This is a genomic window from Halotolerantifilum yawarlongkerapense, assembly GCF_054506745.1.
The window spans coordinates 1,164,407-1,180,014 of the sequence record NZ_CP199719.1; the positions used below are offsets into that span (position 1 = coordinate 1,164,407).

The window sequence follows — 15,608 nt, forward strand, 5'->3', positions numbered from 1 at the left end:
CTATCCCTTTAATTTCGCCTCGATACTATCGATGCGATCTCTCAGTGAAGCGAGCATCGTATCATATTTTTCTTTTTTCTCCCGCTCGTCGGCAACGACTTTTTCTGGCGCCTTTTCGACGAAGCTCGCGTTGGACAGTTTTTTCTCCACGCGCTCTACCTCGGCGATCAGTTTTTTCTCTTCGTTCTTCAGTCGCTCGTGCTCTTTCTCAAAGTCGATCAAATCGCTCAGCGGTACGAAGAGCTTGGCACCTTCGATGATCGCGCTCATGCAATCGTCGGGCGTCGTCTCTTCCTCGGTGAGGACCGAAACATCGCTGACGCTGGCAAGAGCCTGTAGATAATCCTGATGGTCCGATAGGATCCGGGCGATTTCCACTTTCTCTGCACGTACGAAAAGCTTTGCTTTTCTGCTCGGCGGTACATCCATGTTGGCGCGTGCGTTTCTCAAGCTCCTGACAGCTGCCATCACCGTGGTCATATCTGTTTCCGCATCGTCATCCAAATGGGTACCGGCTGTCGGCCACTCGGCCCGAACCAACTGGTTTTCCGCATTTGGTAAGAAACGGTAGATTTCTTCCGTGATAAAGGGAATGAAAGGATGGAGGAGCCGCAGGATATCCCCGAGCACTTTGAGAAGGACTTTTTTCGCCGTCTGTTTGCCCGCTTCATCATCGCCGTAGAGGCGCTTTTTGGTTAACTCGATGTACCAGTCACAGTACTCGTTCCACACGAACTCATAGATTTTATCGGCTGCCAATCCCAACTCGAATTTCTCCAGATTTTCCGTGACCTCACCTGTCACGCGTGACAGACGCGAGAGAATCCAGCGGTCGGCCAGTTCGAAGGCTTCGCTCCCATCGAACACTGCATCATCCGTCTCCTCGACATTCATCAGGACGAATCGCGAGGCGTTCCATAGCTTGTTCGCGAAATTGCGCGATGCTTCGACCCGTTCGACCTGGAACTTCACATCGGCCCCTGGTGCATTGCCCGTGGCCAGCATGAAGCGCAGGGCATCAGCACCGTAATCATCGATGATATCCAGAGGATCCACCCCGTTGCCGAGACTCTTAGACATCTTTCGACCCTGTGCATCGCGCACCAGTCCGTGGATCAAGGTGTGGGAAAAAGGTACTTCGCCCATCTGCTCGATTCCACTGAAGACCATGCGCACTACCCAGAAGAAAATGATGTCATACCCGGTGACCAGGACATCTGTTGGATAGAAGTACTCGAGTTCCGGTGTCTTCTCGGGCCAGCCCAGGGTGCTGAAGGGCCAGAGGGCACTGGAGAACCAGGTATCGAGTACATCCGGATCCTGCTCTACGTTCGTCGATCCGCACACTGAACAACGCGTTACCGGTGTTTTGGACACCTCAACGTGTTTGCAATCCTCACAGTGATAGGCCGGTATCCGGTGTCCCCACCAGAGCTGACGAGAGATACACCAATCGCGGATGTTCTCGAGCCAGTGGAGGTAGGTCTTTTCAAAACGTTCGGGCACGAAGGTCAGATCGCCAGATTTCAAGGCATCAATGGCCGGTTTGGCCAGTTTTTCCATGGCCACGAACCATTGTTCACTGATCATCGGTTCCACGACGGTATGACAGCGGTAGCATGTGCCCACGTTGTGGTCGTGATCCACAGTCTTGAGCAGATAGCCCTCTGCCTCGAGATCTTTCACGATGGCCTTTCGGGCCTCGTAGCGGTCCATACCGCCGTAAGTCTCGATCGAAGCGATCACACGCCCTCGCTTATCCAGAACACTGAGGCTCTCGAGCTCATGGCGTTCTCCAATCTCAAAGTCGTTCGGATCGTGCGCCGGTGTCACCTTGAGGGCTCCGGTTCCCTTCTCACTGTCCACGTAAAGATCGCCCACAATGGGCAGCTCGCGGCCCACAAGGGGTAAGAAGGCCTTCTTGCCCACCAGGTGCTTGTATCGCTCGTCATCGGGATGCACGGCGATCGCCGTGTCCCCGAGCATTGTTTCCGGTCGGGTGGTGGCGATTTCAATGAAGCCATCGCCATCGACCAAGGGATATTTCACATGGTAAAAGTGACCGGCTTTCTCTTCATGCTCTACCTCTGCATCCGAAAGGGTCGTACGACAATCCGGGCACCAATTGATCAGACGTTGTCCTCGGTAGATGTGTCCCTGTTCGTACAGGCGGATGAAGACCTCTGTCACCGCTACGTTACAACCGTCGTCCATGGTAAAGCGCTCCCGGTCCCAATCACAGGAGGAACCCAGTTTCTTCATCTGGTTCACAATGCGCCGACCGTACTCGTCACGCCATCTCCAGGCGCGTTCTAAAAAGTCCTCGCGGTCGATTTCGTCTTTCGTGAGCCCTTCCGTTTTTTCCATGTTCTCGAGCACCTTGACTTCCGTGGCAATGCTGGCGTGATCGGTTCCCGGTAGCCAGAGAGCTTCGTAGCCCTGCATGCGCTTGAAACGGATTAGGATATCCTGGATCGTTTGATCCAGGGCGTGTCCCATGTGCAGCTGTCCCGTGATATTCGGGGGAGGTAGCACAATGGTAAAGGGTTTTTTCTCGGGGTTCACATATGCGTTAAAAGCCTTAGCCTCCATCCACGCGTGATAGATGCGATCCTCAAACTGTTTGGGATCGTAGTTCTTCTCCATTTGTATGCTCATCTCGTTTCACTCCTTAGTCTACCCATAATGTGTTCATCGACCAGTTGGCCATTCCGAATCAGCGAAGCACGACGCGTTCCTTCTGAAACAAATCCCATCGACTCGTACAATCGGATGGCCGGCGTATGATTGGCAAATACCTCCAGTTCCACCCGGTCGAGCATCAACCAATTGTCGGCTAACTCCAAGAGGGCTTCCATGAGTTTTCTCCCGACACCCTTTCCCTGGTGATCGGGTGACACCATGATCCCGAGGTGTCCCTTGTGTCGCATCCTGGGGGAAGGGTACTCGTGGAGTCCCGCGACGCCGACGACGGCGCCGTCGACCTCTGCAACGAAGAGATGGTCCTTTTTCGTAAGGTTGTCGATAAAAGCCTGAGAATTGCTCACGCGTTCGGATGCGATGCCGAGAGTCGTGGCATATACCTGCGGATGACGTCGGATGCTGTTGATCGCCGCGGCGTCATCACGGTGAATCGGCCGGATCGTCACGTTCATCTTGCTTCCCTCCTATCTTCATACAACAAAAAAAGCCCCTCTCCCCTGAAGGGACGAAGGACCGCGGTACCACCCTTGTTTCACCGATCGAAGGATCGGTAACACTTGATCCGACTTAACGCGTCGGTGGACGCTTCTCCCTACGCAACCAGTGGTTTTCAGGGGAAGACCTCGAAAGCTACCTTCAACGTTCCTACCCGAAGAATCTCTCAGCCGGTGGATTCTTCTCTCTTAGGGGCGGTCGACCGTTTACTCCTCTTTCTCATCGGTTTCTATTCCCTATCAATTTATAACAAACCGGGTATCCTTGTCAAGTCTCAGACCACATGCACGGAATAGCGGCGTTCAAGGTAGGTGACCAACTCTCGCACCATACCGATCATCTGGTTGTTGAGGACACTCCACTCGTGATGGAAGTTGGCGTAAATCATGCGCTTGATGCTCATGGAGGGCATGTAGGGGTTTCCCTCGAAATTCTGGTCCTCCTTGTAGATGCAAAGACGGGTGATCCGCCCCATCCCTTTGCGTAAAGTGCGACTGTCGATGGCGTAATCGACACTTTCAACCTCGACGATCGCAAACCAAGCGAAGTCGTCGATGCTGCCCTCGATGTAGCCATCGTGGTGATTATCGAGGGTGATTTTAATCTCATGTTGATAGCTCATCGATTTCACATCCTTAAATAAAAAAAGAATACACCTTAATAGATGTATTCCCACATTCAAGCGCTTCAATCGCCAGCGGAATGATTGATGGTCAGATTCCCGACAGCGAAACTCCCTTCGATCAACAATCGACTCGTGCTCTCATCGTAGTTGTCCGTGTACCAGTACCCATCTCGCTGGATCCAGACACCGTTGAGTTCTTCGGACTTTAGCGCCCCGTCTAACTTCACACGTGCGCCTACGTTCTCGTGGATGTCCACAGTGATATCGGAGGCCGCCGCATCGATCGAGAGTGTCGTTTTTGCCGCCCGATCACCAAAAATCAGGTGCATCTGACCCGCTCCCATGTCCAGATCTAGATTCTTCACGGGGATCTCGCTGAAATCTAGGCGCGCATCAATCGCTCCGGTGTTGACCGCGATCGTCCACAGCGCATCGGGCGATAAGTCCACTTGGTAATCGAGAGCGATATCGAACTCAGTGAAGTCGAACCGATCGTTCTGTATCGTATACAGGGGGACGCCATCGCGAAGGGTTTCGCTGACACTGGTGTAACTCGTGGGTAACCTGTAATCCAGAAGGCCCTCATCGGTGCTCTCGAGGCGCAGTCTGCCGGCACCCAAATTCAAGTTGAGCGCCGCCATGTCCGCCCCCTCCTCGACCAGATGGCGTTCCATCTGCAGATCACGTGTGACAAAGGGCAGCGGGGTGTCGGTCTGGTAGCGCAGGTAACCGTAGCCGATGATCACGGCAAAGAAGGCAATCCAAAGGAGGCTTCTCACAATCGGGTGACGGTTGAATATCATGGACAGGCCGATGACCACGAAGATCAGGGGCCAGAGGTCGAAGAAGGCGCGGTGGATCGGAAACTGTAATAGGTCAAATTTGAATGATAACCACAGGGCACCGATGAGCACGAAGATCAGTCCGATGCCGATGTTCTCGCGATTTTGTGCCATCTTGTTCACCTAATCCCTTTTCAGGATCAGTACGGCGCCTACGGCTACGAGAGCAAAGGGCCAGAGAAGATCCATGTCGAACCAAGGGAAGAAACGACGGGCGAAGAAGAAAAACCCAAGGGCAATCAGACCGAGGCCGAGCAGCTTGCTCGAATCACGCTGAGAGGCAGGTGGTTGTGCCTCGCTCTCATCCATCATGCCGTCTCCCTCTTCAATAGAATCGTTTCGTCTTGGGGCCTCTGGAATGATGATCATGGCAATGATGTAAGCGAAGATGCCCGTACCACCGACAAAGACGGCCACAACCCAGAGCAGGCGGATGATGATCGGGTCAATCTCAAAGTACTCTCCGAGTCCCCCACACACACCATCGATGACCTTGTTGTCTCTCGATTTGTACAAGCGTTTATTCATGGGGTTCCTCCTTTTTCGCCTCAACGATCACGTCTTCTTCCGTTGTTTTTCGCTGGGCCGGGGGATTGTAAGGGGCTTCCGGAATGACAATCGCAAAGATAAAATACGCGATCAACGCGAAACCCGCACTAGCGAACCCGAGTAAAACCGCTGCTATTCTGACGATCGTGGGGTCCGCATCGAAATATTCCGCGATCCCTCCGCAAACACCCAATAACATTTTTTGCTTTCTAGAACGATATAATTTTTTCATATGTCTCACCTCACTTGCAGAATATCATAAGCTATCTTGCGTCGCAAGGTAGTTCAGGCCACTTTAAGATAGCTTTAATCTTTTATTAAGTTATCGCTCTCCGCCATCTCTTTTGACTGTCATCTCCATCCTGCTACAGTATTGCTGTGATCGAAAATACTAGTGCCTCCCACAGTATACTATACCCGCGGAACAGCTCTTGATTCATGCACACCCAACCGTTTTCGAAACATCCTTCTCTAGGATCAGCAGGCAAAAAAAGAAAACCTCCTGCCCGGTTCTATCGAGACAGGAGGTTGATCCATTTCGGTCTTACCCATCTAGGGCTTCCCGTTGGCAGGCGCAAGATCTCTTTTTCACAGCGTGATCTTCTCATAGTGACCGATGAATTTCAAGCTCGCCAGACCCACGAAGAATCCTGTGACGATCGAGGTAACGGCCAAAATTGGAAAGTAAGAGAACAGACGGACATTGGAGAAAAGGATACTGGCCATCGCCAGCTGTCCCACACTATGGAAGACCGCACCCGTGACGCTCACCCCAACGGGACTCACGTATTTTCTAAAGAGCACCAGCAAGAGCATCATGCTCACGAAACTGGTGACGCCACCCGCCATACTGTAGAGAAAACCCGTGAAACCTCCCCCGACCACAGATCCCAGGATCACACGGGTGATCACCACGGTGAAGGTCTGTGGAAAACTCAAGGTCAATATTGCTACCATGGTGACGATATTCGCAAGTCCCAGTTTCACACCGGGTGCAATAAAGGGAACGGGAATCATACTCTCGAACACATGTAGCATCAGGGCCATGGACACATAAAGCGCCATAAGTACCATTTTTTTTGTATTTTTTTTCATCTGTACACCTCATTCAAAAAGGGAGGTTCCCCTCCCCTTTTGTGATTCATCGTCCGGCAGCTCGTTTGATGGCCGCTTGGTGTTTGGAATCCACCGCATTGTTGGCGTGGAGCCTACTATCTCTAAAGTGCAGACAGAAGTGTCCATCTACACCATTGTTCTTGATGCGATCGTAGTTGTAACCGTAACCGAAACCATCGGAACGATTGGCTACATAGGCACCCTCCGGCTCAGCATCCAGTCCGGCGTGAGGCATTCCGGCCAAACTAGCGGCAATCACACGTTCGCCAACGTACACGAGCATAGGTCGACGGGTCCACTTGAATCCACCGAAAACCCTGCGGATTGTCTCGGCGTCTTCTCTGGTGAGGGGCTCTACATCGGCATGATTTGATCCGTAGGATACCAGCATATCAAACATCACACCCGTGTCAAGGTCCTTTAGCGTGATCACTGTTTTCCCGCGTTCGAACAGACGTCTTACGTCATTCCACGATAGGTATTCGCCGTAAGAATCGTTGCCAACGCGGGCACGGGATACAAACTCCGTTTTCAGGACGATCCGCTCCTTGGCTACCAAGCGGTTGAGCGTCGTTTCTCCTACGATGCCATCCGCCTCCAGTGCTTCTGCACGCTGGAAGGCCTTGACCGCAGCTTCCGTCTGGGGACCGTAGCGCGTCGAGTAGGTCTCTTCTGAAAAATGGCCTTCGGCGGCCAAGGCTTGCTGGAGAATCCGTACATCCTCGTGTTCCATTCCCGGTTTAAAGAGACGGTTGGTCACACTCCCGAGCGGTTCGGGATCGGCGGCTACAGCGTCCTCCAAGATCAGGTAACCCATCGCTTCAAGGGTATAGAGGGTCTCTTGGCCGATCACGCCGTCGGCGATTAATCCCTGGTCATGCTGAAATCGTTCCACCGCTGTTCTCGTGATCGTACCATAGTATGTAGTGGTCTCATGATCAAAGTAACCCAGTGTCCGCAGGATATCCTGGAGGATGCCCACGGTCTCCGAAGTCATCGACTCCTTGTAAGCATCGATTCCGACCGCGGGAAACAAGGCGGATGACGCCATCTGACTAAGCGTCCCCGGACCAGCGATTCCATCGACAACGAGCCCCTTCTTCTTTTGGAAACTTCGAAGCGCGGTTTCTGTATCGAGACCGAACTGATCATCCACCGCATCAAAAGGAAGGAGTCCCTCGCGTGCGAGAGCGAAATCGACCGCAATCAAGTCGACGCCTTCATCGCCCGCTCGATAGTATCGTTCATCGAAATGATCGAGTACATCCCCGTATGATACCGTGGACAAGAGCCACAAGACCAGTCCACCGGCCAGTATCTTTTTGATCATAGCACCCTCCTTCTTCTCTTTGTTATCCCTTGCCACTCATTATACCAGTAGTGGGTGACATAATCAACGAGCGGATCACGTGAGAGGCCAACAGGAGACCGGCCGTCGGCGGGACGAAACTATTACTACCCGGCACACGACCGCCAACCGATATCGGCTCTTCATCAGAATACACCACCGTCAGATGATCGACCCCACGGCGGCGCAGTTCTTTTCGTATGACCCTTGCCAGAGGACACATCTTGGTTTCAGACAGATCCGCGATCTTCAGCCGTTCTGGGGCCAGTTTATTGCCCGTTCCCATGGCAGAGATCAAGGGGATCCCCAGCTTTTTACAGTGGACAGCAAGCAGGATCTTAGAGGAAACCATGTCGATGGCGTCCACCACGTAATCGAACTCTGCCGTCACAAGGTGGTCGATTGTCGACGCATCGAGTTTCTCTGCCAAGGCCTTTACTTCGATTGAGGGCATGATCAGCTCGCAACGTGCTTTTGATTCTACCGCTTTGAGACGCCCGACATTCTCCGTGTGGGTCTGCAACTGTCGATTGAGGTTGCTGATGTCGATTGTGTCGTAGTCGACAAGGGTGAGTTTACCGACACCTCCCCGACAGAGCGCTTCGGTCACGTAGGAGCCCACACCGCCCAATCCGAACACCGCAACATGAGCACCGGCCAGGCGTTCGATATTCTCCGGGCCGATCAGACGCTCGGTCCTCGTTAAAGCGGGAATGGTCATACTTTCACCGGTTGATCAGCGTTCTGACGGATGATCTCTACGATCACATCAACGGCTTTTTCCATGGCCTGAACGGGGATGTACTCGTGGCGGCCGTGGAAGTTGTGTCCGCCCGTGAAGATATTCGGGCAGGGTAGCCCCATATAGGAGAGACGGGCACCATCGGTGCCGCCGCGGACGGGCACTTTCTTGGGAGTCACCCCCACGGCTTCCATGGCGCGCTCGGCCAGTTCGACGATCTCGAAAACCGGCAGAATCTTTTCCTTCATGTTATAGTAGCTATCCTCCAGGGAGATGTTCACTGTGCCCTCGCCATGTAGCCGATTCAGGTACTCGGCGGCGGCCAGCAGGGTCGCTTTCTTTACCTCAAACTTCTCACGGTCGTGATCTCGCAGGATATACAGCATCTCGGCAGATTCCACGGATCCAGACAGGTGGTTCAGGTGGTAGAAGCCCTCATAGCCCTCGGTATGCACCGGCTTTTCTCCTTCCGGTAGCATGCCGTCGAGAGCCATAGCGATGTGCAAGGCGTTTTTCATCTTGTGCTTGGCATTGCCCGGATGGATGTTCCGTCCCTGGATCCTGACCCTGGCGGTAGCAGCATTGAAGTTCTCGTACTCAAGTTCTCCGATCTCACCACCGTCGATAGTGTAAGCGAAGTCGGCACCGAAAGCCGGTACGTCGAAATGATCCGCACCGCGACCCACTTCTTCATCGGGGGTGAAGGCAATCTTCACCTCACCCCTTGGAATCTCGGGATGGGCGATCAGATGCTCCACGGCCGAGATGATCTCAGCGATCCCAGCTTTGTTGTCGGCGCCGAGAAGTGTCGAGCCATCAGTGGTAATCAGATCCCAGCCTTTGTAGTCGATGAGTTCTGGGAAGTCTACGACGCGAGTGAAGACCTTGTCCCCGAGATGGAGGTCCCCACCATCGTAGTTCTCGATGAGCTGGGGTTTTACGTCCTTCGCGCCATAGTCTGGCGAGGTGTCCATATGTGCAACGAGGCCAATGGTCGGTACATCTTCCACCGTAGCGGGCAAAGTGGCGTAAACATAGCCAAGGCCATTCATCCGGGCGTCCTCAAGACCCATCTCAGTCAGTTCCTTCACGAGGAACTGACCGAGCACCTTTTGACTGGGCGTGGTCGGTACCGTCTTGCTCTCGGGGTCCGATGCGGTTTCAAAAGCTACGTATTGTAAAAATCGATCTTTCACATGCATGGTCGTTTCATCCTCTCAAGCTCTCTACTTTTAGTCGGTCGTAGGCCGCCATGAGTTTCTTCAGGTCGGGGTGATTCGGATCATAGGTCCGTCCATCGATTCTCGCCACGGGCAAAACATCATTGCTAGTTCCAGTGATAAAAGCGGCTTGTGCACGATTGAGCATCGCCTCGTCGATGATTCGCTCCTCAAGCGTGTAGCCCATTTCATCGAGCAAGCGGAGTACTTTCATCCGGGTGATGCCGCTCAGCATGGTCTCGCGGGGTGCCTCGACAAAAACCCCATCCACGATAAGGAAGAAGTTGGACCGGCTACCTTCCGTAACATGACCTTCTCCGTCAGTCACGAGCAGTTCAAAAGCCCCCCGTGCTTCCATGAGCGCCGCCACCCGTTCTTTGTAAGCGCGATCGATGTACTTGACCTCGGGGGTGTGTCGACTCACGTTTCCGACAGTCACCTGCACACCTTCCTCTTTCCTCTGGGCATCGGGGTAATGGCCGATCACTGTGTACAGTTGATCGTGATAATCTCCACCCGAGCGGCCGTACTCGAGGCGGACGTTGATCTGATGGATCTCACACGTGGCAAGTAGCATTTCGATGCGTTGACGTAGCTCCACTTCACCAAAGGGTAGCGGAAACCCTTCTTTCTGCACAGATCTCATGAAGCGTTCATAGTGTTCCGACAAGAACAAGGGCTTTCCGTCGATCGTTCGGATCACTTCGTATACCCCTTCACCCGTGAAGACCATCGGACCCTTGTCCCATTGAAGCGTCCCATCCAACATGAGCATGCGTGCCACGTCCTTTCTCTGTTCATTTCACGTGTCTATTATAACAAAAAAAAGAGCTCATTCGGTGAGCCCTTTTTTTTCGAGAAATTGCAGGATGGTTTCCCTATGTTCCACACGATACCAAATGTAACCATCCAGACCGTGGGGGACAAGGCAACGCACGAGACCCTCCCCCCGGTAAACGACTTTCTTCGACACCTGATTCCAATTCATCTGCCAAACACCGTTCTCGATACCCAGTTTCGAAGGATTCTGGTTGGCAACGCCAGACCGCACGCGAATGAGCATCAATAGAAGGGGAGCCTCGCTAAAGTCCACGCGGAGAGCCTCTTCGGTGAATGTGTACCGAATGATCTGTTTTTTGTCATAGCGTCGAAAGAGAATAAAAAACAGAATCCGATCGAACAGAAAAATCAGAACAAAGTAAAACACAAAGAGTTGGATGGACGTTTCGAATAAAACAAAGGGGCTAGCGGCTTTTCTCAAGACCCCGAGGATCGAAATGACGGTCCCCACCACGGTGCCAATAAAAATCAGGCGCCAACGCTCGCGGTGCAGATGTGCGGATTGGTTGAGGTTTAGCGTATATGTGTAATCGAGCACAGGCATGGGCAGACTCCTTTCTCAAAATACTTTCATACTCATTGAATACCCCCATTCAACCCTGGGAAACGAAAGGCCCGCTGACAAACCCAGGTGCATATAAAGAGAGAGGCCCCAGGGAGCGCTCTCTCAGCTCTTTTTATTCGTTTCGGATCGCTTCGAGGGCACTTAACCGCATGGCCCGACGCGCCGGGTAGTAACCCGAGATCAGCCCCACGGTCGTGGAAAAGGCCAGCGAAGCCCCAATGAGCCAGAGGGGGATGATGCTGATCTTTTCCGGTGCCCCACCGGGACCCATGAAGCCGCCACCCAGGAGCTGTACCCCGAGCCGGTTGATGATCATGGAAAGGCCGAGGGACAGGACGATCCCCAGGAGACCGCCGAAAAAGCCGATCAACCCTGCCTCGAGCAGAAAGAGATTCTTGATGTCGACGAGTCTGGCCCCGATCACCTTCATCACACCAATTTCCTTCGTTCGCTCGTAAATCGACATGATCATGGTGTTGGTGATGCCTAGAGCCGCAACAAACAGACTCACGGCACCGATGCCACCGAGGACGGCCTGGATGACCATCGTGGTCTGTTGCATGGACTCCAGGATATCCGAGAGGCTCCAGGCTTGATAACCCATGGCCTTGATCTGATTCTGGATATCTTGGACGTCATCGATATCGTAAACCTTCACTTTTAAGGTTTCGTATTTGTCCTCGTCCGTCTGGCCCCTGCGATCGTCATTGTTCCGGGGACTTGCGGCCTTCAACTTCTCGACTTCCTCCAGGGCCATATAAGCGTTCCAGTCGATCTCTGTCTGGGTCTGTTCAAAAATCCCCACGACATTGAGGGCAATGCCCTTGGGACGTTGTTCGGACATCTGGGACTCGGGAATCAGCTTAACCGACTGGGTCATCAGGTCCACCTCGACAGGTTCCCACCGTCCCCTGGCCCTAGGATTGTAGAAATTCTGGTTCATGTTCATCCCAAAGATGATTTCATTACGGCCACCGGAAATGGGCAACCGCCCCTCAGCGACAGGGTAATCGAAAGCATGCACCTTGTCGAGGTCCAAGCCGATGATGCTGACGTGTCCTTCGTAGCGACCGACTTTCAGCTGACCGAAGGAACGCATGACCGGCATGACCACTTCAACACCTTCGATGGCTTCGATTTCGGCCACCGCCTGATCGTCTAGCTTGGCCTCACCCGGTCCATTCTCTGAGTATTGTCTGTGTACATCAATTGTGTTGAGACTCCCCATGCTCTCCACCTGGTTGCGGAAGCTCACGTTCATCCCGATTCCTAGCGATAGCATCACCAGTATCGCGCTGGTCCCGATGATCACACCCAGGATCGTCAGGATCGTGCGGGTCTTCCGCCGGATGAGGTTCTTAAATCCCATCCGAATGAGATCCCTAAAGGTCATCGTCATCCTCCGCCATCAAGAGCGCCTCTCGCTTCTTCTTGCGACGACGCACGTAGAATACCATGGCCGCGATAGCCGCCAGGACCACCAAGAGGTACAACCAGGGCGATGGTCCACTGCTTTCCTCACCGGGCATCATGGGTTCTTCTCCGGGGAAAGGTTCCTCGAAACCCGGTTCTCCTGGACCCATGGGCCCTTGCTGCATTTCCGAGACCATCACGGTGAAGGGCACTTCCACCGTGTCCATATTCCCCTGGCTATCTTCAAAGGTGAAGACAACAGCGCCTTCCTTCTGACCAGGAGAGTCGGGAATGATGGTCCCGATGTAATAATCGCTGGCACCGGTGTCAAAGTTGCCTACGAAATAGTTGGAATCCTGCACGGTGAAATCACCGGTGAGCTTGACCATCATATTGTACATCTGGGCTTTACCCATGTTGTAAAAGTCTAGTTGCACTTCTCCCGGGACACCCACGAAGCTCTCCATGGGCAGCATGATATCCGAGGTTTCCAGACGCACGGGCTGGTACACGGGGATCGTGATTTTATCCGTTTCCTCGAAGGGATTGCCCTCACTATCGTAAGCAGCGCCCTCGGCATTTTCATAAGCCATGGTAATGTCCACGTTGTATCCCTTGACCTCTGCGTTGTTCTTGGCCTTGAAAGTCATCTCTGCGACGGCCATATCCGACCGACCGATGGATTTGATGAAGAGGGCGTTGGCCGAATCCACCGGATTGAAAATACCATCCTGTGCCTCGAAGCTCACCTTGATGTTCTTCACGGTCTCAGCATCGGAAGTGTTTCGGATGTTCAGGCGTAGCGTGAAGGTTTCGCCGGCCTGGATCTGATCGCCATCGAAGGCGTAATCCTCGATGATCAGCTTCGGACGTCCCATGGCGCTGGCGCCTTCGATGCCGACGCCCAGGTAATGTTTTTCTTCTTCACGTTCCCCACCGTAGGGTGGATCATAAGCCGTCACCAGGTAGAGATCGTAGAACTCCGTGGCGAGGTCTTCTTTGGCCATGATCTCGAAAATTACGGTGGTCCTTTCCCCCGCTTCCAGGGTGCCGATGCGTTCCTTCGGGGCATCGACAGCCACGAAACCCGTGGGGTATTCCACGGAAGACTCCGCGTTGTACAACGTTTTGTCCGAACTGTTTTCCAGCACGGCGGTCACCGTGAAGGTCTGCCCTGCTGTGACGCGCTTTGGATGTTGTTTGGAGATGACCCTGAGACCATCCCCCGCCGCATCCTGCAGATAGACCTCAAGGGTCTCCGTTCGCTCGTAGGTGTTGCCGTCCACATCGTTGTAGACAAAGGTCAATGTCAATGTCCGGAGTCCCTTGGTGGCGAAGGCGTCAACCGAGAGGTTGTAGGTCACTAAGGCCGTTTCGCGATAGGATAGGTCTTCCACCGCTTTCACATTCACGTCCTGGTTCATCCGCAGACCCTCGCCGGTGCCCGATAGGGTCACGCGCACGTCCTTGGCCTCCAGGGTTCCGTGGTTTTTCAGACGCAGGGCCAGGGTGTCGTTCTCTCCAATGTGAAGGACTTCGTCCTTCGTTAGGAACTCATCGACGGACACCAGTGGTGTCACCTCATTGTTCTCGATACGGATCTCCAGCACGGTCTCCCGCGACTTGTCGATGCCAAAGGCATTGGTATAGGTGAGCCGCACGGGTAGCTTGTAGAGCTGGCTCTTGGCCGTGGTCATCACGCGGATCGAGCCCTCGAGTTCTTCCTGGTCTTTGCTACCCAGCCGAGAGAGGGTTTCGAAATCCACATCGAATACTTTCATATCCTCGGTGTTGATCAGTTCCAAGCTCACGTCCCGCGCGTAGTTCGAGACCTTGTTCTCGAGCTTCAGCGTCACGTCGGTGGTCTTTCCCGCCTCCAGGATCAACCGTTCTGTCAGGATGTGCACCTCCGGTGTGTAGGCCGATTTATCGATGGGTTCGGAATCGTCGCCAGAGGAAGTGCCCGTGGAAAAGTCGGCCAGGCCGGAGAGACTCAACCGTTCCTGGGAGGTCGACGTCCCATCGTCTACTGTAAAAGATAGGGACGTATCCCCGCCCTTGTAGATTAACTCGAGCACAATGGGACTCCCGTTAACCTTGATTTGCGTCAAACCGTTTTGCGGATCAAAATTCGACGTATCCAGCGCGAGGGTGAATTCACCTGTGATTCCCTCGTGTTCAATCGTCACGCTTAGTTGATCGCCCTCTCGGATCCGTTCGTCATCGGGTGTTACTTCGACATTTGTTATGTAAAAATCATCGGCCGCGGCAAAGGTGAAGGATGCGCCGATCACGAAGATCAGCAGCAGTAGAAAAGTGGTGTATCGTTGGGTGCTCATGGGTGGACGTACCTCCTGACCTCTTCTTCTTTCATTTCGATTTTCTGGATGTCACCATCCAAAATGTAGACAATTTTATCAGCATAGCGGGCCACCTCTGGATCGTGGGTGACCAGGATCAGGGTCTGGCCGTCTCTCTTGGCCATCTCGAGCATCAGATCGAGCACTTCCTCAGAGGTCTGGGAGTCGAGATTGCCCGTCGGTTCATCGGCAAAGACGATGGCGGGCCGATTGGCATAGGCCCTGGCAATCCCCACGCGTTGTTGCTGACCTCCGCTCATCTGTGTGGGTTTATGCATCAAGTGATCGCCGAGTCCCACGCGACGCAGGATTCTGGCACCTTCTTTCAAGCGCGCTGCTTCGCCTACGCCCTTGAAAATCAAGGGTAGTGTTACGTTCTCAAGGGCTGTGAAGGCATTGAGCAAATTGTAGGACTGGAAGATAAAGCCCACTTTCTCCCTGCGAAAGAGCGCCAACTTTTTTTCGTTCATTTTCGTGATATCCTCACCGTCCACCAAGATCGTACCCTTCGTCGGTTTCTCCAGTCCCGCCATCATATTGAGCAGCGTGGACTTTCCCGAACCCGAGGTGCCCAGGATACAAACGATCTCACCTTTTTCGATCGTCAGATCGATTCTATTCAGGGCAACGACCTTCTCCGTTCCCACGCGATAGACCTTTCTCAAATTATCTATGCGGATCACATCTATCCCTCCTCAAATTGAGGTTGTTTCCTTCATCACAACGTTCATATTATATCTAATACCTATGCCTTCCGCGTGACTGAAACCTTAAATATTTGTTTAAGATT

Annotated in this window: 15 protein-coding genes and 1 other annotated feature; all 15 genes read right to left on the reverse strand. The window is 53.3% G+C overall.

The window, feature by feature from the left end; genetic code table 11:
- The 15 genes from ACULM0_RS05675 to ACULM0_RS05745 all read right to left on the reverse strand — a co-directional run bounded on the left by ACULM0_RS05675 (position 1) and on the right by ACULM0_RS05745 (position 15,501).
- Positions 1-2,658, reverse strand: coding sequence for a valine--tRNA ligase (locus tag ACULM0_RS05675; RefSeq protein ID WP_463679459.1), 2,658 nt, complete (start codon positions 2,656-2,658; stop codon positions 1-3).
- Positions 2,655-3,155, reverse strand: coding sequence for a GNAT family N-acetyltransferase (locus ACULM0_RS05680; protein ID WP_463679460.1), 501 nt, complete (start codon positions 3,153-3,155; stop codon positions 2,655-2,657). The genes ACULM0_RS05675 and ACULM0_RS05680 overlap by 4 nt, the downstream gene beginning before the upstream one ends.
- A gap of 46 nt (positions 3,156-3,201) precedes the next feature.
- Positions 3,202-3,430, reverse strand: a binding site (T-box leader).
- Positions 3,431-3,472: 42 nt separating this feature from the next.
- Positions 3,473-3,820: a hypothetical protein gene (locus ACULM0_RS05685; RefSeq protein WP_463679461.1), complete on the reverse strand. Its 348-nt coding sequence runs from the start codon at positions 3,818-3,820 to the stop codon at positions 3,473-3,475.
- Positions 3,821-3,885: 65 nt separating this feature from the next.
- Positions 3,886-4,779, reverse strand: coding sequence for a LiaI-LiaF-like domain-containing protein (locus ACULM0_RS05690; RefSeq protein ID WP_463679462.1), 894 nt, complete (start codon positions 4,777-4,779; stop codon positions 3,886-3,888).
- A 9-nt stretch (positions 4,780-4,788) separates the two neighbouring features.
- Positions 4,789-5,193, reverse strand: coding sequence for a PspC domain-containing protein (locus tag ACULM0_RS05695; protein WP_463679463.1), 405 nt, complete (start codon positions 5,191-5,193; stop codon positions 4,789-4,791).
- The gene (locus ACULM0_RS05700) at positions 5,186-5,446 is read right to left on the reverse strand and encodes a PspC domain-containing protein (protein ID WP_463679464.1); all 261 of its coding nucleotides are present in this window, start codon (positions 5,444-5,446) and stop codon (positions 5,186-5,188) included. The genes ACULM0_RS05695 and ACULM0_RS05700 overlap by 8 nt, the downstream gene beginning before the upstream one ends.
- Before the next feature lie 356 nt (positions 5,447-5,802).
- Positions 5,803-6,309 carry a Gx transporter family protein gene (locus ACULM0_RS05705; protein ID WP_463679465.1) on the reverse strand — a complete coding sequence of 169 codons (507 nt, stop codon included), beginning with the start codon at positions 6,307-6,309 and terminating at the stop codon, positions 5,803-5,805.
- Positions 6,310-6,355: 46 nt separating this feature from the next.
- The gene (locus ACULM0_RS05710) at positions 6,356-7,660 is read right to left on the reverse strand and encodes a peptidoglycan-binding domain-containing protein (RefSeq protein WP_463679466.1); all 1,305 of its coding nucleotides are present in this window, start codon (positions 7,658-7,660) and stop codon (positions 6,356-6,358) included.
- Positions 7,661-7,682: 22 nt separating this feature from the next.
- Positions 7,683-8,399: a tRNA threonylcarbamoyladenosine dehydratase gene (locus tag ACULM0_RS05715; protein ID WP_463679467.1), complete on the reverse strand. Its 717-nt coding sequence runs from the start codon at positions 8,397-8,399 to the stop codon at positions 7,683-7,685.
- Positions 8,396-9,622 carry a peptidase T gene (gene pepT / locus ACULM0_RS05720; protein WP_463679468.1) on the reverse strand — a complete coding sequence of 409 codons (1,227 nt, stop codon included), beginning with the start codon at positions 9,620-9,622 and terminating at the stop codon, positions 8,396-8,398. The genes ACULM0_RS05715 and pepT overlap by 4 nt, the downstream gene beginning before the upstream one ends.
- Positions 9,623-9,629: 7 nt before the next feature.
- Positions 9,630-10,415 carry an aminotransferase class IV gene (locus ACULM0_RS05725; RefSeq protein ID WP_463679469.1) on the reverse strand — a complete coding sequence of 262 codons (786 nt, stop codon included), beginning with the start codon at positions 10,413-10,415 and terminating at the stop codon, positions 9,630-9,632.
- 57 nt (positions 10,416-10,472) lie between these two features.
- A complete protein-coding gene (locus ACULM0_RS05730; RefSeq protein WP_463679470.1) occupies positions 10,473-11,024 on the reverse strand; it encodes a hypothetical protein in 552 nt (183 codons plus the stop codon).
- A gap of 133 nt (positions 11,025-11,157) precedes the next feature.
- Positions 11,158-12,438, reverse strand: coding sequence for an ABC transporter permease (locus ACULM0_RS05735; protein ID WP_463679471.1), 1,281 nt, complete (start codon positions 12,436-12,438; stop codon positions 11,158-11,160).
- Positions 12,428-14,797, reverse strand: a complete 2,370-nt coding sequence (locus ACULM0_RS05740; protein ID WP_463679472.1) for a COG1361 S-layer family protein — start codon at positions 14,795-14,797, stop codon at positions 12,428-12,430. Before ACULM0_RS05740 ends, ACULM0_RS05735 begins: the two co-directional genes overlap by 11 nt.
- The gene (locus ACULM0_RS05745; protein WP_463679473.1) at positions 14,794-15,501 is read right to left on the reverse strand and encodes an ABC transporter ATP-binding protein; all 708 of its coding nucleotides are present in this window, start codon (positions 15,499-15,501) and stop codon (positions 14,794-14,796) included. Before ACULM0_RS05745 ends, ACULM0_RS05740 begins: the two co-directional genes overlap by 4 nt.
- Positions 15,502-15,608 lie beyond the last annotated feature (107 nt).